Genomic DNA, 23,847 nt, shown 5'->3' on the forward strand with positions numbered 1-23,847 from the left:
TTCTATAGCCCACAGGAGGCACTGTGACCACTCGTCGTATTAGCGGTCGACTGTCAGGTGAATACCGTCACAACACAGTAAGAGGCTGCCTCTGCCTCTGCCTTGCTATGCTATGCGGGCTCGGGCCCTTTTACGCCCCGTGGGTGCTGATGGCTGTTCGAGTTATCGCTAAAGCGTCATGCAGGGCCGGCTTCCCCCCCCTTGAATATCTTGCGTGTTTGAAAACTATATTGTACTTTTTTAAGTACATTTATATGTACGCATGGTGGCCTCTATGTCAAGGGTTCGAGTCGATGAAGATATCCGTCCTCTGTCTGAATTTCGTGCAGGTGTAGCTACATTTATAAAGCAGCTCCATGAGAACCGTCGTCCTATGGTGCTGACCCAAAGAGGGCGTGGTGTTGCTGTACTGGTGGATGTTCACGAATACGAGAAAATGCAGCAGCGTCTGGAAATACTGGAAGAAATATATAAAGCGGAAGAGCAGATAGCCTCGGGAGATGGCATTGCCCATGAGGACGCGAAGACTCGGGTTTTGAGTGGTCTGGCCCAATGAAGATCGTTTGGTCTCCACTTGCGCTGGAGCGTGTGGAGGATATCGCCCGGTATATCGCAGAAGACAACCCGGACGCTGCAGTACAGTGGGTTGATGATTTATTTTCCACGGTCGAGCGGTTAGCTGATTTCCCCGGCAGTGGCCGTATGGTGCCTGAAGTGGGGACGCCCCGCATCAGAGAGCTGATATTCGGTACGTATCGTGTAATTTATAGTGTCAGAGATCAGGTTGATATTTTGACTGTTCGTCGCAGTAGCCAGTTATTGCGGCTTTCCGAGATCGGTGATGAAGAAACATAACCAGCCGTTTGAGTGATCGGTTTCTGCTACTTTTCGGCTACAAGCTGGTGCGTTAGCCGGGCGTTCCCATAGGGAGTTCAAATGGCATTTAGTGAGTTTGAAGCAAAGAAAATTGATCGGGCCGCGACTAAGTTTCTGCAATGCCGGAGGCCGCCAATCGAGATCCGGCCCAAGCTCGACTTGGACGTTCGGATTTCTGGCCAAAGCGTACAAATTGTTGAGACTCGCCCTCATTTTCGGGAGCCGTCCACGATCATTGAATCACCGTTAGCAAAAGCTACCTACGTGAAGAACACCAGGCGTTGGAAAATTTACTGGATGCGTAGCGATTTGAAGTGGCATTCGTACTCGCCAGAACCTGAGTCACGCTCCATTGAGGAATTCTTTGCTATCGTGAATGCAGATGAGAATGGCTGCTTCTTCGGGTAGTACATAACCAGTCATTAAAGTTCGGTTTCGGCCGGCGCAAGTCCTGCTCCATAAAAAATAACCGCGAGCCTGGTCGCGGTTATTGTGTTCTACAAAACCTCAGTACACGGTGCTGTCATGACCCCAGATTGACGACCAGCAAGTCGGTTTTTACGTTGTTGACGAGCTTGTGTGAGGAGCCGAAGAGGCGGCTCATCAGGTTGTCGTGGTGTCCGCATACAACCAGGTCAATTGCTTTTTTATCCACCAGGTCGGCCACTTTCATATGTAAATCACCAATGACGGACAGCTTGTCTGCCACCGGGTAGCCGCATTCGTCCGCCAGTCGTTTCAGGTGGGCCTGAATGTGTTCTTCATCCTTTGGGTCTTCCCGCAGGTGATCCGTTTCGACATACACGATTGTCAGCTTGCTGTTTGACGGTTTTGCCTGCTCGATAGCCTTATCGATCAGTGTCTTGCTTGCAGCGTCAGACAGGTCCACGGTAACCAGTACATGTTGGTAGCTCATTAGGCTTCTCCCTGTTGAAGGTCTGTGCACTTGTCACAAGCTTAGCAGCTCAATGGAGGTGGTGAGGTGTTTAGGTGAATGTCTGTCAAAGGGTTATCGCTTGCGCAGTTCTGTGACGGTTTCCCCGCTCACGCCCCAGTTATCGGTTGAGACTTCATCGATGACCACATGCGTGAGGGCGGGGTCCTTGTTCAGCACGTCGACCATGAGTTGTGTCGTTCCCTGGATCATGCGTTGCTTCTGTTCGAGGGTGACGTTTTCGTCGGTGATTTTGATGTTGATATACGGCATTGAAGCGTCCTCTTTTCAATTCGTTGGGTGGCCTGCCGTGCGGCAGGCCTTCAGGTTGCACAGGGGCTGTCTCAGGTGGCGGCTGGCGCGTACATCTTGTTGACGATTTTCCAGACACCGTCTTCCTTCAGGAAGCCAAGGTAGTCGACAAAATTGCCGTGGGGGAGCGGGCATGCCACTTTCACCATGGCCTGATCACAGGCTAGTTCCACCCAGAGGATTTTGTAGGTTTCCGGGTGTCCGTTTTGCGCCGGTACCGGTCGTGATGCCACCGCGGCCAGCCATTCATCCAGGGTGCGGCGCAGGTCAGGTGCCTTGAGTACACAGTCCTGATGAAACAGCGGTGACAGTCGCTCGGCATCCCCCGTGTGCAGGCCCTGAAAATACTCGTTCACCATCGCTTCCAGTTGGGTTTGTGTGGTGTCCATTTATGCCACCGCCCCCGCGCTGTAGTCCTGTTCCCGCTGAATGGCCCGCTGCATGCTTTCGCGCTTCAGCACGGCATCCACCATCCGGCGGGTATTCGGGCCGAGCACGATCTCCACGGGGAAGAAGTCGCTCCAGCGGGAGTACACCGTCAGCAGAATATCGGCGGGGGAGATGTCGTTCCCGCCAAGATAAGGAGTGTGTTGCAGTTTTGCTTCGACCACCCGCCAGAGTTTGTTGATCGCCACCGCCGCCGTATCGAAGATCTGCTGCTTCACTGCCGGGTCGGTCACGTTGGCCTGGGCAAAGAAAAGTCGTCCGTAGGCGGGGTGCATGGTGGCGTTGGCAAACATCATATTTTCGATGGCCCGGTGCCGTGCCTCTCCGCTTTCGGGAATCAGGCTGTTCTCGTGCTTGTTGAGCAGGTGAAGGATGATCGCCACACCCTCGTTCAGCACCTTATCGCCGTCCTTCAGTACGGGGACGGTACCGGCGGGGTTGAGGGTTTCAAAGTGATCTGCTTCCAGCTTGTGAATCAGAGTGCTTGCCTGGTCCAGTTCATTGAGAATTGCCTGCGTAGCCAGTGAACAAGCGCCGGGAATGAAATACAGCGTGTACATAATAGAACCTCGTTTTTTGCTTGATTGCGTGAGTGCAGGGGCAGTGTGGCGCTTTCCTGTTTATCGATATATGGCAATAATGTGCGTACACTTTCAACAAAATGGAAACAATGGGCCGGTCGGTATGGATAAGTTGCGGGCAATGCGCATGTTTGTTCGGGTGGTGGATGCCGGTAGCTTTACCAGCGTGGCCAACGAGCTGAATGTAACCACGTCGATGATCAGCAAGGAGATCGGGCGGCTGGAAGATGATCTTGGGGTGAGGCTACTGCATCGCTCCACCCGGGGCCAGCAGTTGACCTCCATCGGCGAGGGATACCTGCAGCGCTGCCGCGAATTGCTGTTGCAGATGGATGATGCGGATGCCTACGTGCAGCACATGCAGGGCAATCCGCGCGGCAAAATACGCATCAATGCACCCATGGCGCTGGGGATTACCGACCTGTCCCGGCTGTTCTCTGCCTACATGAAGCAGTACCCGGACGTGGAGCTGGACATACAGCTGGGGGATGAAAACCTGGATCTGATCGAGCACGGGTTCGATCTGGGGTTCCGGGCATCCAGCCAGAGGCTCGACTCCAATTATGTGGGCAAGCCGTTGGTCCGCTTCAATTACAAGGTGTGCGCATCCCCCGGCTACCTGGAAAGCCATCCGCCCATTCGGAGCGTTGAGGATCTGGCCGATCACAACTGCTTTGTGTACAGCTATTTCAAGTCGGGAAATGTCTGGCCTCTGGGGCAGGGTGTCAGCGTCGGCGGCTCTCTCAAGGTGAACAGCACACTGTTCATGAAGCAGGTGATTGAGGATGGGCTGGGCATCGGTTTCCTCCCCGGCTTTGTGGCCCGGGAGGGGATTGAGCAGGGTACTCTGGTGGAAATTTTGCCCGAGGTGAGCCGTCCGGATCTTACGCTGTATGCGCTCTATCCCAACCGGCAGTTTACGCCACCGACATTGCTCAGTTGCATTGAGTTTCTTCAGGCCTGGTTTATGTCAAGGGAGGGGTAAAACGTGGTTGCCCTAGTCGGTCAAATTGGGGCAGAGTAGCTTCACGCCAACAGGGAAATAGTTGGCCGGTTTATATCAAGTGCAAGCAGGCAGCAGGGATGAAGATGCCTTTCGTCAATCTCACCTATCCTTCCGACCGTTAGCTGCAAAATGCTGGCGCACCGGCCTGTCGCCTTGTATTAACCGAATTGAAACGCTGCCCGGTGGGGCGGGGTTTGATCGTGCACAGGTTTCATAAAAGGGCCTGTCGGGCCCTGAGTGGAATATAGAAAAGAATCATTCGATATGTTTAACGTCTGGCTCATAAGGTGTGAGCCGGACGTTGCACTCAAGCAGAAGGAGACAAGGAAATGAACAGGGAAGTCAGTGCTGAAATCACATCAGGCGAATACAATGCTTCGCGCAAAGAGGCACCCGTGCGCATCTATTCACCCCGGCAAGTCGCCTGTGGAACCATTGGTGGGCCCGTTGGCTTGATGTACTTCTTGATGGCAAATTTTGATGCCCTTGGCCAGCCATCCAGAAAAAACAGGGTGTTGAATCTGGGCATTCTTTTTATTCTGGCGCTGATTATTATATTGCCGCTTTTGCCCGAGAATCTTCCCAGTGCGCCCTTTACCGTCGCGTACATCATAACCGCCCATCAGGTGGCGGAGCGGTACCAGATGAATAAACAGCAGATCAAAGCCTCCGAGGACTATGAGTTTCACTCAAACTGGCGTGTTCTTGGCTTTGGGTTGCTCTGCCTGGTGGGGTCGGTGATTGCTATCATGGGGCCGCTGATGCTGCTGGTCATGGCGGGGATTTGGGTGCCGGCATAATCCGTGGCGCAGCGGGACCGCTGAAGGGGCAATGGGTGCCATTAACTCGGAAGAAGGTGAAGCCTTATGAGTAAATTATTCATGGTGTACCTGGGGGGCAGTGCTCCCAAGGCCAATATCGAGCTGCATGACGTTCAATTTGCGGTAGCCGACACGATAGAGGGCACCTATGATCAGCTGATCGAAAACTGGTTTGGCACCGCCAAAGGATTGCACCTGGATAGCTACACGGAAATTCGTGGGGCTGATGGGCATCGCATCACGTTGGAGTGCGAGCCTCAGGGCTCCGATAAGCGCCTGTATTTCGTCAATCTTGGCGGGTATCAGAAAGACCGCTTGAACGAGTTGCATGAGTTTGGCCTGTTTGTGGCGGGCAGTGCGGCTGAAGCGAAAAGGAAAGCGAAAGCCGCGCTTCTGACCGATGCCAACCAAACGCACAAGGATAACCTGATGGAGGTGGATGACTGTTTACGCATCAGCCAGATCAGCGGCTGGCACATCCACCTGCATGAGACATCTGAAACCTTCAATCTGGAGCCTGACTGGTTCGGCTATCATGTTATTGGCTAGTCGGACTGTATAAACCTGCGGAGAGCGCCCATGTTTATTGCATTGTATGAGTTCAAGATTAAACCGGGCACGCTGGCGGAGTTCCGTGAAGCTTGGCTTGAAGTGACAAAGGCGATTTACAAGCACTGCGGCAGCTTTGGGTCCAGGCTGCATACCACCGAAAGTCCTGATGTGCTGATGGGGTATGCTCAATGGCCCAGCCGGGAACACTGGGCCAAAGACCATGCGTTGTCAGACGAGCATTACGATTTATTCAGGCAGAAGATGCGGGAGTGTCTGATCGAGTCAAAGACGGTGTATGAGATGGAGGTCAGTGACGACTATCTGCAGTCATCGCCATCGCAACCCTGATAGCACAGGCATGGGGCTCTGGTTCTTGTGCCTGTGGGCTGGAGTGTGCTCAGTAAGCGTGTCGGGTGCTTTCAAAAGCCAGTCACGCGATACGCCCTGTTGGTCGCCTTCGGCCGAATGTAATATAGTGATTCCTGTCTTTCTGTTGGTCCGCTGGAACGCGCATGTCCTCTGTGCATGAATATAATCATCTGGTCCATATCGCAAGCCATGACGAGCTGCGGTTGTATGAGCTGATTCCGAATGTGGTCTGGGTTTTCGACCTGGACAAGCACGGCTGGTGGTGGGGGAACAGTGCCGCGATCAAGTTCTGGGGCCTCGATACACTGCAGGATCTGATCGACAAGGACCTGTCCGGCGATACCCAGGGCGCCCGTGACCGGACGCAGCAAACCTTTGAGTTGGCGGTGAGGGACGGCCTGACCGTTGACCCCTGGACCACATACCCCAACGGCAAGCCCAAAACCCTCTTGATGATGCACCGAGCCGTATTGCTGGGGCCTGAGAAACACAGGGGGATTATTGCCTTCATTAACGAAGAGGTGAATATGGGCGAGCAGCCCGAGAACCTCTTGCTGATGGAAGCGATGCGCTATACCCGGGTGCCGGCCACCACCTTTACGCTGGAAGGCATGACGGTGGTTGAGAACCCGGCCGCGACGGAAGCCTATCCGCCTGCTCAGTTCAGTCACGCAGCAGAATGCCCGTTCGTGGCGCGTTTTGCAGATCCGGAAGAAGGCCGGGCCTGTTTGCAGCGCGTGCAGGCAGGCGAGGAGGGGCGCTGGGATTTCATCATGCAGACCAGCATCGGCCCGCGGCGTCACAGTCTGGATATTCGCCGAACACGACACCCGCTCAATGGTGACTTCCTGTTTCTGGTGGTGGAGTATGACTTCACCGAGCGTTATGAAGCACTGGAAGCTGTTGAGGTAGCCCGTGCCCGCTTGCACGACATGGCGATGAAGGATGCCCTCACGGGGATTCATAGCCTGCACTACATGCAGGAAGCGGTTCAGACCGAAATTGCCCATGCCGAGCGCCATCAGCACAGGCTGTGGTTGATGTTTATTGACCTGGATGGGTTCAAGGGCGTCAACGACAGTCTGGGCCATGCCGCCGGAGATGCCGTGCTCTGTGAAGTGGCTCAGCGTATCCAGTCGGTGGTGCGGGCTGAAGATCTGTTGGCCCGCATTGGTGGTGATGAGTATGTGGTTCTGCTGTCGCATGATCACAGCGAAGCCGACACCACGGCAGTGGCCTCCCGAATACTGGAGATGCTGGAGCAGCCCATTAGCGTTGGCCCGCATCAGGCGTCGGTCAGTGCCAGTGTCGGCATCGCACGCTACCCGGATGATGGCCGGGATCTGGATGCACTCCTCAAAGCGGCGGACAAGGCGATGTATCACGTCAAGAACAGCGGCAAGAACGGTTTCGTGTTTGCCCAGTAGCCGCAGGTTGTCGCAGTCGTCTGGACTGCGGGTCATTTATCCAAGCGAATCGTAACCACATTGGCCTGAGCAGGAGTCGGCAATGGAAGAGTCAGTGAAGCAGGAGCTGGTGCAGTTTCAGGAGATTTACAATCTGATAGTTGAGTTTTTCGTGAACTACAGCTTCCAGATTGTCGGCGCCCTGATCATTCTCTTGCTGGGCCTTTGGGTGGCGGGCAAGGTATCCAACTGGTCATTGGCGTTGATGCAGCGCCACAAGCTGGATATCACCCTGAGCCGCTTCATCGCCAGCTGCGTGAAGATACTGATCATTGCGATGGTGGCCGTGGTGGCGCTGGGCAAGCTGGGTATCAGCGTAACGCCACTGCTGGCCATGATCGGTGCCGTGGGTCTGGGGGCAGGGCTGGCGATTCAGGGGCTGTTGTCCAACTACAGTGCCGGCTTGACCATCGTGCTCACCCGTCCTTACGTGGTGGGTGATACGATTCAGGTGCAGGGCGTGACGGGGCAGGTGAAGGAAGTGCACTTGTCGCATACGTTGCTGACCAATGAGGATGGGGTCGAAATCTCGATTCCCAACAAGCATGTGGTGGGGGAGATTATTCATAACTCCCACGCCCACACGCTGGCCGAAGTGTCGATCGATATCGCCTACAGCGCCGATCCCGAGCAGGCGTCGGATCTGCTCAAATCCGTTCTTGAGGGCTATGGCGAGGCGATCTGTCAGGAACCGGCCCCCCAGGTCGGCATTGAAGCCTTCGGCGAGAGTGGTATCACGCTGGGCGTGCGTGTGTGGTTGCCGACCGAGCGCTATTATGACCTGCTCTATCAAATCAATTTGAGTCTTTTCAAGGCGTTGCAGGATGCAGGTGTTGAGATTCCCTTCCCGCAGCGAGAGGTGCGTTGGCTCAATACCCCTCCGGCTGCCTGAATGTTTCACTGGCCCTGCGGGGCCTTTTCTGTTGTATAAGGTGTTGTAAGCAAATGGATGTTTCAGTTGTAAAGGCGGATTATGCCAACCCTCAGCATGCCCGGGCGATTCCTGCATTGCTGAATGAGTATGCCAAGGATCCCATGGGAGGCGGCAGCCCGCTGAGCGATCAGGTGCAGCAGGAGCTGGTAGGCAAGCTGGCCGCGATTCCCCATGCGTTTTCCGTGCTGGCCTATGTGGACGGTGAGCCGGCTGGGCTGGTGAACTGCTTCGAGGCGTTTTCAACCTTTGCCTGCAAGCCCATCATCAATATCCATGATGTGGTGGTGTTGGCACCCAGCCGCGGCGCTGGCCTGAGCCAGAAAATGCTGGCGGTTGTGGAAGAGGAAGCACGTCGTCGTGGCGCCTGCAAGGTTACGCTGGAGGTACTGAGCCAGAACCACGTGGCCAAGGCGGCCTATGAAAAGTTTGGCTTTTCCGGCTATGAGCTGGACCCCGAGGCGGGTGTAGCACTGTTCTGGGAAAAGAAAATTTAACTCCTTATAAGGGCGGTCGCCGTCCCTGGCGACTGCTGCTTTAGAGCTTGAAGTGACCCGCCAGTCGGCTGAGCTGTTCACTGGCCTGACTGAGTTCGTCGCAGGCTGCGCGGGTGTCAGTGGCACCTGCCGCGATGTGTTCAGACGCGCTGTGAATGGCACCAACGCTGTTGCCGAGGTCGCGGGAGACAGCCGTTTGCTCTTCGGTGGCAGTGGCAATCTGAGCGCTCAGATCGGCTATCTGCTCGGAAGTATTGAGCAGGTGACTGAATGAGTTGCCCGCCTCACGCACATTTTCCAGACCGGTCTGCATCTGTGTTTGGCTGTGTTCCATCATGTCGGCCGCCTGCCGGGCATGCTTCTGCAGCGTTTCGATGGTGGACGCGATCTCCGTGAGTGAATGCTGTGTTTTCTGGGCCAGCTGGCGCACTTCATCAGCAACCACCGCGAAACCGCGTCCGGCCTCACCGGCTCGCGCTGCCTCAATGGCGGCATTAAGGGCCAGCAGGTTGGTTTGCTCGGTCACATCTCGAATCACTTCCGATACCACGCTGATGTTGTGGCTGTCCTTTTGCAGCCCCAGTACCACGTCTGCCGTTTGCTTGAGGGCGTTGGCCAGCGCTTCGCTGTCCTCGACCGTTTGTTGCATCAGGGTCTGGCTATCACGGGCTTCCACGCGCGCCTGATCACTTTCACGTGAGGCGACCAGTGTGCGTTGACCCACTTCGTCAAAGCCGCTCTGCATCTGTTCCGACGCGGCCGCAATCTGCGAAATTTCACTCCGTTGGGTGTCCAGACTGTCAGTGGTTTCGGAGACGCGCTGGCGCAGGTTGGCGCTGGTATTCTCCAGCGTGGTGACACTGTCGTTGATTTCTGCTGCCAGCTCACGCAACCCGGCCTGCATCTTGTCGAAGTATTCGGCAGCAGTGCCCAATTCATCGCGGGCAAACAGGGACATGTCCAGTCGCTGGCTCAGGTCGCCTCGCTCAACCTGCTGCATCTGGTCGATCAGTGTGTCCAGCGGGCGAGTCACCTTGCGTGCGATTGCGACACTCATGATCAACATGAACGCCACGATTACCAGGACCACAATCGCTGTTTCGGTGACCAGGTTATCAATCTTTTCGGCCTCGGCCAGTTTGATGTCGATCGCTTCCTGTTCAAGGGTCGCCTGCATTTCACTGAGCAGATCCACAATCTCGTTGAAGGGGCGCAGCATTGGCCCCAGCATCTCCGCGCGGGCAGTATCGATCTTGTCCTGATCAATCAGTGAGACGTAGTTTTCCTGCATCGCCCGGTAGTCAGCAATGCGTTTCTGGTATTCGGCAATATCGGCCTGTATCCAGGGGGTGTCAGCCAGGCGGTTCATGTTGCTCATGGCCTTGGCGACCTGCTCATCATTGAACGTGATCGTTTCAAGAATCTTGCGGTGCTCGTCATCGTCTGTGGTCAGTCCGTAGTCGAGTGCAAAGCGACGGTAGGTGACGGTGTAGTAGCGAAGGTCAGACACGGTTGTAAGCAGGCTGACATTACGATCCACGACGGTGACGAATTGATCCTTGATGCTGCTGATGGATACCAGCAGGTAGGTGCTCAACAGGATGATCGCGAGAATGGCTGCGCCAAAGGCCAGCTGTAAGGCGCGCGGGATGGACGTTCGTTTCAGCATAGCGTTTCCGTTCTTATGAGTGTTTGAGGAGCCTGCAACCGATGGTGGAGCAAGAAAAAGATGCTGGCTCATCTCGATACGGAATAATGTCGCAACTCGATGATAGTACTAACTTTATATTTATTATCTACTTGATAGCCAATCGCTATTTGGGTGCAGCGGCGGCACCTCATCTAGAATCAAGGCAGTTCAAATGGAATTCATGGAGGCTGTGATGATACCGGTAAGGCTGGTGTTTCAGGATCTAACAAGTGCAGATGTGGAGATGCCGTTCAGGCCACTGAAGGATGAGTTTATCTATATCGGCAGGGAAAGGTTCAAGGTGTTGAATATTGAGCACCATCTGGAGGAGGGGAGTTCCAGAGCAGTGTCTGTCGTCAAGCTGGATACGGGCAGTGCGGGGTCGCACTCGAAAGAGATGCCCAAGATCAATATCAGTTTTTCGCCAACCTGATCTGTCTTGCCCTTGTTCAGAGGTTCAAAATTCAGGCATTAAAAAACGGGCCACTTGGGCCCGTTTTTCAGTTCACTGTTAAGCGCAGGGCTTACAGTGCAACGATGTTCTCTGCCTGCGGACCTTTCTGGCCCTGAGTAACAGTGAACTCAACCTTCTGGCCTTCTTCCAGAGTCTTGAAACCAGAACCCTGAATAGCGCTGAAGTGAGCGAAAACGTCCGGGCCGTTTTCCTGAGCGATGAAACCAAAACCTTTAGTTTCGTTGAACCATTTAACTGTGCCGGTAGTAGTAGACATAATATTCATCTCGTCTGAATAGAAAAAATTGATGCTGTTGAACACGGCGTTCGCGAGCGGGTTGTGCTTTAGGTAATGCTGGTACTTATGGTCAGAACGAGGTACTTACTACTAGGTAGGACGTCGAAATGGTGCATAAATGCAGGTGTTACTCTCAAGCCGTTTCAGTCTACATGAACCCCGGGGTGGGTCAACGCTTTATTTGATAAAACCGAAAATATTTTTCGGACAGGGGAGGCGGGCAAAGACAGGGAGGGCGTGAAACCCTCCCGCAGAGGTGTGTCAGTGCTTGTCCGGCAGGGTGACATTCAGTTCCAGAATTGAACAGTCTTCATCCAGGTTGATCTGAACATCATCGGTGGACACGTCCACATACTTGGCAATCACCGCCAGAATCTCTTTCTGCATTTGTGGCAGATATTCCGGCTGGGTGCGCTGACTGCGTTCGTAGGCCACCAGCACCTGCAGGCGCTCTTTGGCCACGCTGGCCGATGACGGCTTTTTCGATCGGAAATAACTCAGAATACCCATTAGCCCTTCCGTCCAAATACTCGGCTCAGGAAGCCTTTGCGCTCCACGTTAAGGAAGCGGTGGTCACGTTCTTCACCCAGGAAGCGAGCGATGGCGTCATCGTAGGCCTGACCGGCATCACTCTGGTCATCCATGATGACGGGCACGCCCTGGTTGGATGCTTTCAGCACGGCCTGAGATTCCGGGATAACGCCCAGCAGCGGGATCGCAAGGATCTCCTTGACGTCGTCCACGCTCAGCATTTCGCCTTCCTGCACACGGCCCGGGTTGTAACGGGTCAGCAACAGGTGTTCTTTCACGCTGCCGCCCTGTTCGGCCCTGCGTGATTTGCTCTGCAGTACGCCCAGAATACGGTCGGAGTCGCGCACGGAGCTGACTTCCGGGTTGGTCACGACAATGGCTGTATCCGCAAAATAGAGCGCCAGATGAGCACCCTTCTCGATGCCGGCAGGGGAGTCACAGACAATATAGTCAAAACTTTCCGACAGCTCGTTGAGGACCGCTTCAACCCCTTCAACGCTGAGAGCGTCCTTGTCGCGGGTTTGAGAAGCCGGCAGGATAAACAGGTTTTCGGTCCGCTTGTCCTTGATCAGCGCCTGGTTCAGGGTGGCTTCCTGGTTGATCACGTTGACGAAGTCATATACCACGCGGCGCTCGCACCCCATGATCAGGTCCAGGTTGCGCAGACCCACGTCAAAGTCGATCAGAACGGTTTTGAAACCTTTCAGGGCCAGGCCGGTACCGATCGCGGCGCTACTGGTGGTTTTGCCCACGCCCCCTTTACCTGAAGTGACAACAATTATTTCAGCCATGCATGCGTATCCATCAAAATGAAAAGCGGTTCAATCAAAGAGGAACTGTATCCAGTCGCGACCCTCTGAGCAACGCCTGTGTGGGCTGTTGCCAGCACTCGCTGTGCAGGTCTTCACTGGTTTTGAAATAGCCGGCAATAGACACCAGTTCAGCTTCCATACTCTGGCAGAAGATTCTGGCATCCGTATTACCGTTCACGCCCGCCATGGCGCGGCCGCGCAGGGGGCCGTACACGTGGATATGACCATCGGCCATCACTTCGGCGCCGGCACCAACGGCTGCCAGGATGATCAGATCTGTACCACGGGCATAGATCTGCTGGCCGGACCGGACCGGTGAGGTGACGATGCGTGCGGCAGAGGGCGGCGGTGCTTCAGCGATGGCTTCGGCCTTGGGCGTCTCTTCGGCAGCAGGTTCAGGCTGCTGGCTTCGTGCCCGTTGCTGGCTGAAGTCGGCAAGCTGGAGCGCCCGGCAAAGCTCCGGGGCCTGGGCCGCATCGGCCTTGAGGCCTACCGGGACCAGAGACAGCCGGCGGCAAAGGTTCAGCAGTGCTTCAATGCGCGGCAGCTCCGGCGTGTGTGACAGTGACTGCAGGTTCAACACCACGGGCATGTGGCTGAACAGCATGGGTACCTTGGCAGCATGCGCCTCAAGTTGAGGGGCCAGCTGCTCAGGGTCATCACTGGTCAGAATCAATTCGTTCAAGGATGCACGAGCGCTCTTGAACTGGAAATCATTGCTGTTTGAAGCCTGAGGTCTGGCATCGGCCATAGTGAATCTTTCTCGCTAAAAAAGCTTATACAAGCGGGACTTATCGGCTATTCAAGTGCGGCTAACCTTACCACGTAACCCGGTCTGGCTGACAGCGTTCGCCGGTGCCGGCTCAGTTTTTTGATCCGGGTCATTGTAGTACACTGCGCCATCGCGTTTTAACCGGACCTGAAAGCACTATGAAAGTTGTACGTTGGCTACTGGGCCTCATCGTTATGGGCCTGCATTATCTCACCCTGCCGCGCCGTGGAAAGCGTTCTCCCCAGCATCAGCAGCAAGTAGATCAGTCCCTCAAGAGCTATGCGCTTTATCAGCTTCCAACCTGTCCGTTCTGCGTCAAGGTGCGCCGTGCGATGCGACGCTTGAACCTCCCGTTTGAGCTGCGCGATGTGCGAGGGGATGCCCGTCACCGTCAGGATCTGGTCAGCGGTGGTGGCAAGATGAAAGTGCCCTGTCTGCGTATCGACCATGAAGACGGTCACACTGAGTGGATGTACGAGTCGAAAGACATCGTTGCTTTCCTGGAGCAGCGCTTCCCGCTCAAGCCGAGCGAGTGAGATCCACAAAAAGTTATAATAAAAATATTTTTTATTACTTAATTTGGGGCTATAGTGTCAGCATCTATCCGTTGTTGATCGGGAGCCCCTTTGATGGATTACCTGCCTTTATTCTTTGACCTCAAACAGCGCCCGGTTCTGCTGGTGGGGGGCGGTGATGTGGCCTTGCGCAAGGCAAGGCTGTTAACCCGAGCCGGGGCTCAGGTGACCTGTGTGGCCCATGAGGTGCTGCCGGAGCTGCATGAGATGCTGGACCTGCATCAGGGCCAGGTCGTGATCGGTGAGTATCATCCTCAACTGATTGACGAGAAGGTGCTGGTGCTGGCGGCCACGGATGACGATGTGCTGAACGAGCGTATTCATCACGATGCGGTGGCGCGTAATGTACCGGTTAACGTGGTGGACAGTCCGGCACTGTGTACCTTTGTATTTCCAGCCATTGTCGATCGTTCTCCCATTGTGATCGGTATCAGCTCGGGTGGTCAGTCTCCGGTTCTGGCGCGTCTTTTGCGAGCCAAGCTGGAAACCTGGATTCCCACCGGATACAGCCGTCTGGGCCAGCTGGTAGGGCGTTTCAGGGATAAGGTGAAAGCCCGTTTTGGCAGCGTGAATGAGCGCCGGGTATTCTGGGAGTCCGTGCTGCAGGGGCAGGTTGCCGAGCGTGTCTTTGCCGGTCAGGACTCGGCTGCCGAAACGCTGCTGGAGCAACAGATCGAAGCGGGCAATGCACGGCATCAGGTGGGCGAGGTCTATCTGGTCGGCGCAGGCCCCGGTGACCCCGAATTGTTGACCTTCAAGGCGCTGCGCTTGATGCAGCAGGCCGATGTGGTGCTGTATGACCGCCTGGTGTCGCCTGAGGTGCTTGATCTCTGCCGCCGCGATGCCGACCTCATCTTTGTGGGCAAGCAAAGGGACAACCACGCGGTACCTCAGAAGGGCATCAACAAACTGTTGGTTGATCATGCGTTGGCCGGCAAGCGAGTCGTACGCCTGAAGGGCGGGGATCCCTTTATTTTCGGTCGTGGTGGCGAGGAAATTGCCGAACTCAAAAAGGCAGGCGTTCCGTTTCAGGTGGTGCCGGGCATTACGGCGGCCAGTGCCTGTTCCACCTATGCGGGGATTCCGCTCACGCATCGAGACTACGCGCAGTCGGTAAAATTCATCACCGGTCAGCTCAAAAACCGCACCACCGAATTGAATTACGCCGAGCTGGTGCACCCGAATCAGACGATTGTGTTCTACATGGGTCTGCATACCCTGCGCCAGAACTGTGAAGGTCTCATGGCACATGGCAAGCCCGGCGATACGCCAGCGGCTATCGTATCCAGGGGTACGGCGGAAGATCAGCAGGTACTGGTGGGGACGCTCTCAACCCTGCCGGATTTGCAGGATGAGGCACAGTTGCCGGCACCGGCACTGGTGATCGTAGGCGAAGTGGTTGAGCTGCAGGAAGATCTGTCCTGGTTCGGGGATAATGCTGCCCCGGCCGTGGCCGGGGAGCATGTTGACTGAGAGGGCAGGGCTCAGTGCAGTGTATGGCCCACCAGATAGCTGCCGCCAAAGCCCAGCGTATACGCCACCAGTATGTAGGCCGAGTAGCGCATGAAGCTGATGAACGTCACCGCTTCCACCTTGCTCATGGCCACGATGCCGGCGGCAGAGCCGATTACCAGCAGCGAGCCACCCACGCCCACCGCGTAGGTCAGGGTCAGCCAGCTGGCAGTATCCATCGCGATATCGGACTTCAGCAGTGCGGCGGTCAGCGGCACGTTATCCACCAGCGACGACAGCAGGCCCATCACAAAGTTGGCGCCCGTGGTGGGCATCAGTTCGTAGATGCGGACCAGTGAATCCAGCACGCCGATCTCTTTCAGCATGCCGACCAGCAGCAGAATGCCGAGGAAGAACAGCAGGGTGTCGAACTCAATGACGCGGATGTAATCCAGCAGGCTTTCGCGCTCGTCATCCTTGTAGCAGAGGCGACCCACCAGGAACATGATCGACAGGCCGAACAGGAAGGTCAGCAGTGGCGGTACCCCTGCGATGACGTTGAGAATGATGGTTGAGATGATGGTCATCAGAAAGATCATCGCAATCACCATGCCCACCTTGTCGTCCCGTCGAGGCGTCGGGTAGATCACGACTTCGCCTTTCAGGCGCAGTGAAAGCAGCCCCGCCAGCACCAATACACTGATCAGGGCGGGCAAGCTGAGCCAGAGCAGATCATCAATCGCCACTTTCTGCTGCATGAAGATCATCAGCGTGGTGACATCGCCGGTGATCAAGGCTACCCCGCCCGAGTTGACCGCAAATACGACCAGTACGGCAAAGCGCAGTGTTTTGCGCGCATCCATTTTCAGTGAAAGCACCAGCGCAATGGAGATCAGGGTGGCGGTGATGTTGTCGGAGAGGGATGAGAAGAAGAACGCAAAGCCCGCCACCAGAAACATGAGCTTGCGCTCACTCAACCGCTGGGGCAGCACCTTGTAGATCATGGTTTCGATCAGCCCCTGATGGTTAAGAAACGCCACGAAGGTCATGGCGGCCATCAGGAATAGCCAAAGGCTGGCTATCTCCAGGATATTCTCGTTCAGCTGCTCCTGTATGTCATGGCTTTGCAGGCCGTGTTGCGGAAAGAGGAACAGTAATAACCAGGCAAGTGTGCCGAGGAAAAGGGTGGTTTTCGCCTTATTGATGTGTATGACATCTTCCAGCACGATCATCAGGAAGGCGAGCCCTGCAATCGTGAGCAGTAAAGTTTGCATCGGTCAAACCGTGCCCCCAAAATTGTGTGAAAGCAGGATTCTACGCCTCTACTGAAGTGCTTAACAGGTCTCAAATGGAACAGCCACTTTCATCTTTGCAACCTGCATGGACCGTCTACATGCTGCGCTGTAGCGACGGCAGTTATTACACCGGCGTAACCACGGATATGGAGCGCAGGCTGGCGGAGCATAATGGTGAGCGTGCCGGGCGCGGTGCGCGTTATACCCGTGCGCGCAGGCCGGTCGTCGTGGTATGGCAGGAACAGGGCCATAACAGGGGAAGTGCCCTGAAGCGCGAGTACGCAATCAAGCAGCTCAGTCGCAAACAAAAGCATGAGCTCTGTCAACTTTACGCTGTATCTATTTAGAGACATCTGATGTTACCATGCCGTTTCAATCATAATTCAGTGATGAAGTGCCATGGTGAAAGATGTGAGAGAAAAGTACTTTCCCACACGCTCCCATCCTGAAGGACGTGGCTTCCTTCCCTGGTATGAGCGTGTCGGCCGCAAGGTCTTCCGCAGTTATGGTCATCCGGAAGGCAAATCCAATGATGCTGAATTTATTGTTCAGCAGGACAAGCTGATTCCGCTGACCGGTGAGCGCAGTTCTGAAATGGCAGGCGCGCCCTGGTTCGTGCTGCGCGACGGACAGGTCTACCCCGGCTACGGCCACCCTGAGGGGAGCAGCCGTGTCGCCTGGTTTGAAGAGCGCTGATCAGAACTCGATATCAACGTGGCTGGCGCACTCCTTGGCTTTTTGGCGTGCACCGTCGGTGTCTTCTGCCAGTGCCAGCGCAACCCCCATGCGGCGGCGGCCATGAATCTCGGGTTTGCCGAACAGGCGAAGGTCGGTATCCGGCTCTGCGAGGGCCTGCTGCAGGTTGCCAAAACGGGTCTGGCGTGACTCGCCGGTGGGCAGAATCACGGCTGAAGCCGCAGGGCCCAGCTGACGGATTGCGGGCACCGGCAGGTTCAGAATCGCGCGTGCATGCAGCGCAAACTCCGACAGATTTTGTGAGATAAGCGTCACCATGCCGGTATCGTGCGGCCGGGGCGACACCTCGCTGAAGATCACTTCATCACCTTTAATGAACAGCTCGACGCCGAAGATGCCGTGCCCACCCAGTGCGCGGGTGATGGTTTCGGCGACCTGCTGAGCACCGGCCAGGGCCGCATCCGACATGGTCTGGGGCTGCCAGGATTCACGATAGTCGCCGTCTACCTGAGTGTGTCCGATCGGCGCGCAGAAGGAGGTGCCGCCGATGTGGCGCACCGTCAGCAACGTGATTTCATAGTCGAACTCGACAAAACCTTCCACGATGACGCGCCCGCCACCCGCGCGCCCGCCTTCCTGCGCATATTTCCAGGCTTTTTCCAGATCTGCCTCTGTATGCAGGGTGCTTTGGCCCTTGCCGGATGAGCTCATCACGGGTTTGACGATGCAGGGAAAGCCGATTTCATCCACGGCAGTGCGAAAGCTGTCTTCGTCACCGGCAAAACGATACTCCGAGGTTTTCAGGCCCAGTTCTTCCGCCGCCAGACGACGAATGCCTTCGCGGTTCATCGTGAGCTGAGTTGCACGGGCGGTCGGAATGACGCGGTAGCCTTCCTGCTCAAGCTCGGCCAGCGTATCGGTCGCAATGGCCTCAATTTCCGGGACGATGTAGTCGGGCTGCTCATGCTCGATGACCTGACGCAGGGCTGCGCCATCCAGCATGGAGATGACATGTGAACGGTGTGCAACCTGCATGGCAGGGCTGTTGGCGTAGCGGTCGACAACAATGACTTCGACCCCCAGTCGCTGCAGCTCAATGACGACTTCTTTGCCCAGCTCGCCGCCACCGCACATGAGGACGCGGGTGGCCGTACCGGAAAGTGGTGTGCCCAGAGTTGTCATGCTAACGCACTCCCTGTTGAAAAAGTTTCACGCATTATAGGTGGGAGGAGGGCGTGAGCGCCAACGGGGCTGACTATACTTAGGGGGCAAATTTTCCAGAAGACATACCCCTCAGGTATGGTCCTTGGCCGGCTATTTCGGCCTGAACGGGCTGCCCGTGTTGGGCAGCCCTTTTTCGGTCAGGTGTTAGAAGGCATTCAGCAGGCTGGCGGCAATAGTCCACATCATCAGGCAGATCAGCCCGTCCAGCACGCGCCAGGCCATGGGCTTGCGGAACAGAGGTGCCAGCCAGCGGGCACCGGCGCAGAGACTGGTAAACCAGATGATGGAAAAGGTAATGGCACCGACCGCAAACCACCAGCGCAGTCCCGGCTCGTACTGACCGCCAATGCCGCCCAGCAGCACCACGGTGTCGATATAGGCGTGCGGGTTGAGCAGTGTGACGGCGACCGCTGTCAGCAGTGCGGTGCGCAGTGAACTGATGCCCTTGTCACGGGTTTCAAGCTGGTGGCTGTTGAAGGCACGGCGTGCCGCCTGCAGGCCAAACCAGAACAGAAAGAGGGCGCCACCCCAGCGTGCAATTTCAAGCAGCGTCGGAGACTGGTTGATCAGTACACCCAACCCGGCAACGCCGGCGGTCACCAGCACGGCGTCGAAAAACATGCACAGCAGTGCCACCGGCCAGTGATATTCCCGTTTGAGGCTTTGTGTCAGCACGAATGCATTTTGCGCACCAATCGCCATGATCAATCCGGCGGAGGTCGCCAGGCCCTTGCTCCAGGCCAGTAACTCCACAGTAAGAACTGAAGTCATGCCGTGTCTCCCTTGCTGCGTTTGCGGATTAAGAAATGAAGGCGGCCATGTTGCGACTGTTCGCTGATTAAGTAAAACTAATCTTTTTAATCAATCATTAATCTCTCTAATTATGCTGGATATGCGACAGCTCTCCGCGCTGGCAGCGGTGGTGGAGGAGCAAAGTTTTGAACGGGCGGCTCAGAGGCTGCATGTGACTCAGTCTGCGGTGTCTCAGCGGATTCGGCAGCTTGAGGAGCGTCTGGGGCAAGTGCTGGTGGTGCGCAGCTCGCCGGTCCAGGCAACGCCGGCCGGTCTGCAGGTGCTCAAGCACTATCGCCAGGTGAGCCTGTTGGAGCAGGAGCTGCAGCAGGCGCTTTCGCAGCAGGATGACGCGGGCTTTACCCGAGTTGCCGTGGGGTTGAATGCGGACAGTCTGGATACCTGGTTTCCGGATGCAATCGCGCCCTTGCTGCAGCAACAGCGCCTGCTGGTGGATCTCAAGGTGGATGATCAGGACGCCACTCAGCAGCTTTTGAAAGATGGTGAAGTGATCGGGTGTATCACCTCGTCACCCAAGGCGATGCCGGGGTGTGCCTGTGTGCCGCTGGGGGTAGTTGCCTATCGCTGCCTTGCCAGTCCCGGCTATCTGGCGCGCTACTTCCCGCAGGGGGTGGAAGCTGCACGCTTTCGACAGGCCCCCATAGCCGAGTTCAGTAACAAGGATCAGCTACAGAACCGCTACCTGATGCAGTATTTCGGCGTTGGGCCGCACGAGTATCCGCGCCATCGTATCCCGTCTTCAAAGGCGTTCTGTGACGTGATTGTAAGAGGGCTGGCATGCGGAATGGTGCCTGATCAGCAGGGCAATCCGCTAATTGAGCGAGGAGAAGCGGTGGATATGACGCCGGGACGTTATCTTGCCGTACCCTTGTACTGGCACGTCTGGAATCTGAAGTCGCAGCTGATACGTGCGCTGACGGATGCGCTGGTGGTGGAGGCGGAACGTCAGCTCGACCGTTTTGAACAGCACGGCCAGCTAACGCATCCGGGGGACGACTAGAGCCCGGCACCGTTGAGTCGGGCCGGGCTCATTGTCGAATCAGTCGCGGTTGGCGCGGCGGCCCTGCGGCTTGCCACGCGGGCGGCGCGGAGCGCTGTTTTCCTGCCAGGGGCGAATGTCCAGGCGCTGGCCACAGACGCGCGCACGCTTGAGTGTTTGCATCTGCTGGTTGTTAAGACCTGAGGGCAGGTCGACACAGCTGAACTCGTCCGCGATGTTGATCCGGCCGATCAGGCGGCTTTCGATGCCGGCTTCGTTGGCAATAGCGCCCACGATGTTACCCGGCTTGACGCCGTGCTGGTGGCCTACGCCGATCCAGTAACGTTCCATACCGGCTGCAACCGGTTCGTTGCGCTGGTTACGGCGCGGGCGCTCTCCGCGCTCCTGACGCTCGCGAGGCGCAGCGCGGTTGGGGTCCGGCTCGTTTTCGTTCATCCACAGCGGCTTGTCGGTATGCATCAGCGCCAGGGTTGCGGCAACCATCTGTTCGGCGCTCAGCTCAGACTGCTCCTGCAGGGCGTTGATGACCGGCAGGTACTGCTCCAGATCCGCCTTTTCGGCAGCTTCCAGAATGCGCTTCTGCAAACGCTCTGCTCGCAGGGCATTGATCTCCTTGGCCGTCGGCATCTGGAGTTTTTCCAGCGGCTGACGCGTGGTGCGTTCGATCTGCTTCAGCAGGCGCTGTTCACGCGGAGTGACGAACAGAATGGCATCCCCTTCGCGTCCGGCACGGCCGGTACGACCGATACGGTGGATGTATGACTCGGTGTCATAGGGAATGTCATAGTTGACCACGTGGCTGATACGCTCAACGTCCAGACCACGCGCCACCACGTCGGTGGCGATCACGACATCCAGCTCACCCTTTTTCAGCTTGCTGACGATGCGCTCACGCTGAGCCTGGGCAATATCGCCGTGCAGGGCAGCGGCCGGGAAGCCGGCTTGATTCAGTTCTTCCGCGAGGCTTTCCGTGGCGGTTTTGGTCCGCACGAACACCAGGGCTGCCTCGTGCTCATGCAGTTCCAGAATGCGGGTCAGGGCCTGAGTCTTGCTCATGCCGCGCACGGTCCAGGTGCGCTGACGAATGGTGCTGGCCGTCGCAGTCTGCGCCTTGATTTTGATAACCGCCGGGTCCTGCAGGTAGTTTTCTGCAATGTGACGGATCGCCTGCGGCATGGTGGCCGAGAAGAGGGCGATCTGACGCTGGGCCGGCGTGTGCTGCAGAATCCATTCCACGTCGTCGATGAAGCCCATGCGCAGCATTTCGTCGGCTTCGTCCAGTACCAGTGACTGGAGACGGTCGAGCTGCAGGGTGCCGCGACGGATATGGTCCATCACACGCCCCGGCGTGCCGATGATCACCTGGGCACCACGGCGCAGGCCGCGGATCTGGCTGTCATAGCCCTGGCCACCGTAAATGGACAGAGTACGCAGGCCGGGCAGATGTTTGGCGTATTTCTCACAGGCGGTCGCGACCTGCAGGGCGAGCTCACGCGTGGGTGCCAATACCAGCAGCTGAGGATGGGTTGCCGTTGTATCAATCCGCTGCAGCAATGGCAGGGCAAAGGCGGCCGTTTTACCGGTTCCGGTCTGTGCCATGCCCAGCAGATCCCGTCCCTCGAGAAGTGGCGGGATACTCCGGGCCTGAATCGGTGAAGGCGTTTCGTAGCCAACATCGGCCAGTGCGCTGAGAATAGGAGTAGACAGTCCCAAATCGCCAAAGGTGGCGGGGCTGGTATCAGTGTCGGACATGCTGTGAGTTACACCTGGGTCTTTTTTAGAGGAGGCAACAGGGATGCGAGTGTTTGATGTAGCCAGTGTTGCCTGGATATTAAGGCGCGAATTATACGCGATTGCAATGATAAGGTCCACTGGAATAGAGGGGGCAGTGGACCACAGGCATTGAGTAATTACTGGGCGTGCGTGAAGTGGTTGTAGATATCGATCAGCTCATCTTCATCAAAACGCACGATAATCAGCTGTTGTCCCGGATGAATCACATTCGGGTTTTGCCCCAGAAGTCCTTGCTGATAGTTGTAGACCCAGGTGGTTTCCACCTTGTCCTTCAGCAATGTGCCCAGCCAGGAGCTGCGCTTATCGGCCAGGGGCTCGTCTGCGTCTTCGGGAATGGCGACACTCAGCAGGCGAGAGCGGTCATCGATGCGAATACCGCGGGTGAAGGTTTCGATCAGCCCCTGGTGGATGATACCCCACAGCCCCTGCTGGTCGGCACCGTCCACGGAGTGAATATAGAAGACTTCATTGCTGGCCTGATCCGGGTTGTTCAACAACTCCTGCAGGCGCAGCCTGTCCAGTTTGCTCAGCTGGTCGGATACCTGCGGGGCGTTGCTGCTCCCGGTCGTTGTGCGTGAAGCGGCAAAGGTTTTGACGCTGCTGCTGGCTGCGGGGGCTTCAAGCTGGATGGCATCAGCGGCCTGGGCTTCGGTCTCCGGCAGTTTGAGCAGCTGGTTGCCCTTCACGAAATGATCGGCCTCATTCATGTTGAGCGTTTGTTCAGCCGCCTGCTGGGTCAGGCTGTTGATATGGCTTTGCGCTTCCCGCCGCGTTTCTTCAGATACGCTGGGCGGCGTGTTGGCGTTTTCAAGCTGGGTATCGGGGGGGGGCTGAAGAAAAAGATAGCCTGCTGCTGCAAAAACAATCAGCGTAAAAATCAGAATCAGACGCTGCATGGGGTTGATACCTCTGTGAATTGCCTGCTTACACTCTAATAGAGAATCCTTCAGCTGCAAAACGTTCAATTCGGTCGATTCTGCTGTCACAATACAGCTATAACGTTTGCGGAAGGAGGGCCTGATGCATTCCGAGCATGATGACAGCTTTTCCGAGCTGATGCAGTCTGAAGGGGTTAGCCGCCTTCGACCGAAAGACAGTGCCGGGCCCGCAGTACCGGCTGCACGGTCGCTGAAAGCCGACCCGGACAAAAGTGTACGCCGCCGTCTGGCACAGGGGTCGCCGGAAGGGTTGTCACTGGATGAGATCGAGCTGTTGCACCCGGCAGACCCTATCAGCTGGAAGCGCGACGGCGTTCAGGACGGTGTGTTCAGAAATCTGAGGCTGGGTCGATACAGTGCAGACGCCAGTTTGAACCTGCAGCAGTTTACGCCTTCACAGGCGCGTGACGAGCTGGCCGGGTTTGTGCGCCAGAGTTATGAATTCGGTATCCGTACCGTGCTGGTGCAGCTGGGCAAGTCGCGTGGGCGAGAAGACCGGCCCAACCGACTCAAGAGCTATCTGGACGTGTGGCTTCAGCAGCTTGATCTGGTACTGGCCTACCACTCGGCACAGCCGCATCATGGTGGTGTTGGCGCGGTCTACGTAATGCTGCGCAAGAATGCACAGAGCCGCCAGCAAAACTGGGAGCAGCACCAGAAGCGTTAATAAATGTCGCTGATTGCATTCAGGTGCTAAAGTCGCTTTACTGA

At 56.5% G+C, this 23,847-nt stretch carries 31 protein-coding genes; 17 read left to right on the forward strand and 14 right to left on the reverse strand.

What is annotated here, in order from left to right:
- The first annotated feature begins 274 nt into the window (after positions 1–274).
- From H9C73_RS04255 to H9C73_RS04265, 3 genes are all read left to right on the forward strand, one after another.
- Entirely contained in the window at positions 275–556 is a 282-nt protein-coding gene (locus tag H9C73_RS04255; protein WP_209286555.1) for a type II toxin-antitoxin system Phd/YefM family antitoxin, read from the forward strand.
- Positions 553–855 carry a type II toxin-antitoxin system RelE/ParE family toxin gene (locus H9C73_RS04260; RefSeq protein ID WP_209286556.1) on the forward strand — a complete coding sequence of 101 codons (303 nt, stop codon included), beginning with the start codon at positions 553–555 and terminating at the stop codon, positions 853–855. The genes H9C73_RS04255 and H9C73_RS04260 overlap by 4 nt, the downstream gene beginning before the upstream one ends.
- Positions 856–936: 81 nt before the next feature.
- Positions 937–1,284: a DUF3024 domain-containing protein gene (locus H9C73_RS04265; protein ID WP_209286557.1), complete on the forward strand. Its 348-nt coding sequence runs from the start codon at positions 937–939 to the stop codon at positions 1,282–1,284.
- Between the two features lie 115 nt (positions 1,285–1,399).
- Here H9C73_RS04265 and H9C73_RS04270 read toward each other — a convergent pair whose 3' ends face one another.
- The 4 genes from H9C73_RS04270 to H9C73_RS04285 all read right to left on the reverse strand — a co-directional run bounded on the left by H9C73_RS04270 (position 1,400) and on the right by H9C73_RS04285 (position 3,129).
- Positions 1,400–1,792, reverse strand: a complete 393-nt coding sequence (locus H9C73_RS04270) for a universal stress protein (RefSeq protein ID WP_209286558.1) — start codon at positions 1,790–1,792, stop codon at positions 1,400–1,402.
- 93 nt (positions 1,793–1,885) lie between these two features.
- The gene (locus H9C73_RS04275) at positions 1,886–2,083 is read right to left on the reverse strand and encodes a tautomerase family protein (RefSeq protein ID WP_209286559.1); all 198 of its coding nucleotides are present in this window, start codon (positions 2,081–2,083) and stop codon (positions 1,886–1,888) included.
- 71 nt (positions 2,084–2,154) lie between these two features.
- Entirely contained in the window at positions 2,155–2,511 is a 357-nt protein-coding gene (locus H9C73_RS04280) for a nuclear transport factor 2 family protein (protein ID WP_209286560.1), read from the reverse strand.
- A complete protein-coding gene (locus H9C73_RS04285) occupies positions 2,512–3,129 on the reverse strand; it encodes a glutathione S-transferase family protein (RefSeq protein ID WP_209286561.1) in 618 nt (205 codons plus the stop codon).
- 142 nt (positions 3,130–3,271) lie between these two features.
- On the opposite strand from H9C73_RS04285, the gene H9C73_RS04290 reads away from it, so the two are divergent.
- The 7 genes from H9C73_RS04290 (at position 3,272) to H9C73_RS04320 (ending at position 8,792) form a co-directional block, all read left to right on the forward strand.
- Positions 3,272–4,135, forward strand: a complete 864-nt coding sequence (locus H9C73_RS04290; RefSeq protein ID WP_236014080.1) for a LysR family transcriptional regulator — start codon at positions 3,272–3,274, stop codon at positions 4,133–4,135.
- Between the two features lie 350 nt (positions 4,136–4,485).
- Entirely contained in the window at positions 4,486–4,956 is a 471-nt protein-coding gene (locus H9C73_RS04295) for a hypothetical protein (RefSeq protein WP_209286563.1), read from the forward strand.
- A 66-nt stretch (positions 4,957–5,022) separates the two neighbouring features.
- On the forward strand, positions 5,023–5,526 hold the full coding sequence (locus H9C73_RS04300; protein ID WP_209286564.1) for a DUF1543 domain-containing protein: 504 nt from the start codon (positions 5,023–5,025) through the stop codon (positions 5,524–5,526).
- A gap of 30 nt (positions 5,527–5,556) precedes the next feature.
- On the forward strand, positions 5,557–5,877 hold the full coding sequence (locus H9C73_RS04305) for a putative quinol monooxygenase (protein WP_209286565.1): 321 nt from the start codon (positions 5,557–5,559) through the stop codon (positions 5,875–5,877).
- A 164-nt stretch (positions 5,878–6,041) separates the two neighbouring features.
- Positions 6,042–7,325 carry a GGDEF domain-containing protein gene (locus tag H9C73_RS04310; RefSeq protein WP_209286566.1) on the forward strand — a complete coding sequence of 428 codons (1,284 nt, stop codon included), beginning with the start codon at positions 6,042–6,044 and terminating at the stop codon, positions 7,323–7,325.
- Positions 7,326–7,407: 82 nt separating this feature from the next.
- Complete coding sequence (locus H9C73_RS04315; protein WP_209286567.1) at positions 7,408–8,256, forward strand: mechanosensitive ion channel family protein; 849 nt, start codon at positions 7,408–7,410, stop codon at positions 8,254–8,256.
- A 53-nt stretch (positions 8,257–8,309) separates the two neighbouring features.
- Positions 8,310–8,792, forward strand: coding sequence for a GNAT family N-acetyltransferase (locus H9C73_RS04320; RefSeq protein ID WP_209286568.1), 483 nt, complete (start codon positions 8,310–8,312; stop codon positions 8,790–8,792).
- A 40-nt stretch (positions 8,793–8,832) separates the two neighbouring features.
- On the opposite strand, the gene H9C73_RS04325 is transcribed toward H9C73_RS04320, so the two are convergent.
- Positions 8,833–10,461 (reverse strand): methyl-accepting chemotaxis protein, encoded by a 1,629-nt coding sequence (locus H9C73_RS04325; protein WP_209286569.1) that lies wholly within the window; start codon positions 10,459–10,461, stop codon positions 8,833–8,835.
- Between the two features lie 214 nt (positions 10,462–10,675).
- Between H9C73_RS04325 and H9C73_RS04330 the strand changes: the two genes are divergently transcribed.
- Positions 10,676–10,915: a hypothetical protein gene (locus H9C73_RS04330; RefSeq protein ID WP_209286570.1), complete on the forward strand. Its 240-nt coding sequence runs from the start codon at positions 10,676–10,678 to the stop codon at positions 10,913–10,915.
- 91 nt (positions 10,916–11,006) lie between these two features.
- Here H9C73_RS04330 and cspE read toward each other — a convergent pair whose 3' ends face one another.
- From cspE to minC, 4 genes are all read right to left on the reverse strand, one after another.
- Positions 11,007–11,213, reverse strand: a complete 207-nt coding sequence (gene cspE / locus H9C73_RS04335) for a transcription antiterminator/RNA stability regulator CspE (RefSeq protein ID WP_209286571.1) — start codon at positions 11,211–11,213, stop codon at positions 11,007–11,009.
- A 282-nt stretch (positions 11,214–11,495) separates the two neighbouring features.
- Positions 11,496–11,744 carry a cell division topological specificity factor MinE gene (gene minE / locus H9C73_RS04340; protein ID WP_209286572.1) on the reverse strand — a complete coding sequence of 83 codons (249 nt, stop codon included), beginning with the start codon at positions 11,742–11,744 and terminating at the stop codon, positions 11,496–11,498.
- A complete protein-coding gene (gene minD, locus H9C73_RS04345; protein ID WP_209286573.1) occupies positions 11,744–12,556 on the reverse strand; it encodes a septum site-determining protein MinD in 813 nt (270 codons plus the stop codon). The genes minE and minD overlap by 1 nt, the downstream gene beginning before the upstream one ends.
- Positions 12,557–12,590: 34 nt before the next feature.
- Positions 12,591–13,328: a septum site-determining protein MinC gene (minC, locus tag H9C73_RS04350; protein ID WP_209286574.1), complete on the reverse strand. Its 738-nt coding sequence runs from the start codon at positions 13,326–13,328 to the stop codon at positions 12,591–12,593.
- A gap of 179 nt (positions 13,329–13,507) precedes the next feature.
- Here minC and H9C73_RS04355 point away from each other — a divergent pair, with 179 nt between their 5' ends.
- On the forward strand, positions 13,508–13,885 hold the full coding sequence (locus H9C73_RS04355; protein WP_209286575.1) for a glutaredoxin family protein: 378 nt from the start codon (positions 13,508–13,510) through the stop codon (positions 13,883–13,885).
- A 93-nt stretch (positions 13,886–13,978) separates the two neighbouring features.
- On the forward strand, positions 13,979–15,397 hold the full coding sequence (gene cysG / locus H9C73_RS04360; RefSeq protein ID WP_209286576.1) for a siroheme synthase CysG: 1,419 nt from the start codon (positions 13,979–13,981) through the stop codon (positions 15,395–15,397).
- 11 nt (positions 15,398–15,408) lie between these two features.
- Here cysG and nhaD read toward each other — a convergent pair whose 3' ends face one another.
- Entirely contained in the window at positions 15,409–16,650 is a 1,242-nt protein-coding gene (gene nhaD, locus H9C73_RS04365) for a sodium:proton antiporter NhaD (protein WP_209286577.1), read from the reverse strand.
- A 119-nt stretch (positions 16,651–16,769) separates the two neighbouring features.
- Here nhaD and H9C73_RS04370 point away from each other — a divergent pair, with 119 nt between their 5' ends.
- Positions 16,770–17,018, forward strand: a complete 249-nt coding sequence (locus tag H9C73_RS04370) for a GIY-YIG nuclease family protein (RefSeq protein WP_209286578.1) — start codon at positions 16,770–16,772, stop codon at positions 17,016–17,018.
- A gap of 64 nt (positions 17,019–17,082) precedes the next feature.
- Positions 17,083–17,367: a hypothetical protein gene (locus H9C73_RS04375; RefSeq protein ID WP_209286579.1), complete on the forward strand. Its 285-nt coding sequence runs from the start codon at positions 17,083–17,085 to the stop codon at positions 17,365–17,367.
- Here H9C73_RS04375 and purT read toward each other — a convergent pair whose 3' ends face one another.
- Both purT and H9C73_RS04385 read right to left on the reverse strand, forming a co-directional pair.
- Complete coding sequence (purT, locus tag H9C73_RS04380; RefSeq protein WP_209286580.1) at positions 17,368–18,549, reverse strand: formate-dependent phosphoribosylglycinamide formyltransferase; 1,182 nt, start codon at positions 18,547–18,549, stop codon at positions 17,368–17,370.
- Positions 18,550–18,735: 186 nt separating this feature from the next.
- Positions 18,736–19,362, reverse strand: a complete 627-nt coding sequence (locus H9C73_RS04385) for a LysE/ArgO family amino acid transporter (RefSeq protein ID WP_209286581.1) — start codon at positions 19,360–19,362, stop codon at positions 18,736–18,738.
- 121 nt (positions 19,363–19,483) lie between these two features.
- On the opposite strand from H9C73_RS04385, the gene H9C73_RS04390 reads away from it, so the two are divergent.
- Complete coding sequence (locus H9C73_RS04390; protein ID WP_236014081.1) at positions 19,484–20,404, forward strand: LysR family transcriptional regulator ArgP; 921 nt, start codon at positions 19,484–19,486, stop codon at positions 20,402–20,404.
- A 39-nt stretch (positions 20,405–20,443) separates the two neighbouring features.
- Here H9C73_RS04390 and H9C73_RS04395 read toward each other — a convergent pair whose 3' ends face one another.
- Positions 20,444–22,156: a DEAD/DEAH box helicase gene (locus tag H9C73_RS04395; RefSeq protein WP_209286583.1), complete on the reverse strand. Its 1,713-nt coding sequence runs from the start codon at positions 22,154–22,156 to the stop codon at positions 20,444–20,446.
- Positions 22,157–22,314: 158 nt separating this feature from the next.
- Positions 22,315–23,094, reverse strand: coding sequence for a hypothetical protein (locus tag H9C73_RS04400; RefSeq protein WP_209286584.1), 780 nt, complete (start codon positions 23,092–23,094; stop codon positions 22,315–22,317).
- A gap of 124 nt (positions 23,095–23,218) precedes the next feature.
- On the opposite strand from H9C73_RS04400, the gene smrA reads away from it, so the two are divergent.
- Positions 23,219–23,803 carry a DNA endonuclease SmrA gene (gene smrA, locus H9C73_RS04405; protein WP_209286585.1) on the forward strand — a complete coding sequence of 195 codons (585 nt, stop codon included), beginning with the start codon at positions 23,219–23,221 and terminating at the stop codon, positions 23,801–23,803.
- Positions 23,804–23,847: the final 44 nt, after the last annotated feature.

The sequence above is a fragment of the Marinobacterium alkalitolerans genome, assembly GCF_017776525.1.
In the GTDB taxonomy this organism is placed as follows: Bacteria; Pseudomonadota; Gammaproteobacteria; order Pseudomonadales; family Balneatricaceae; genus Marinobacterium; species Marinobacterium alkalitolerans.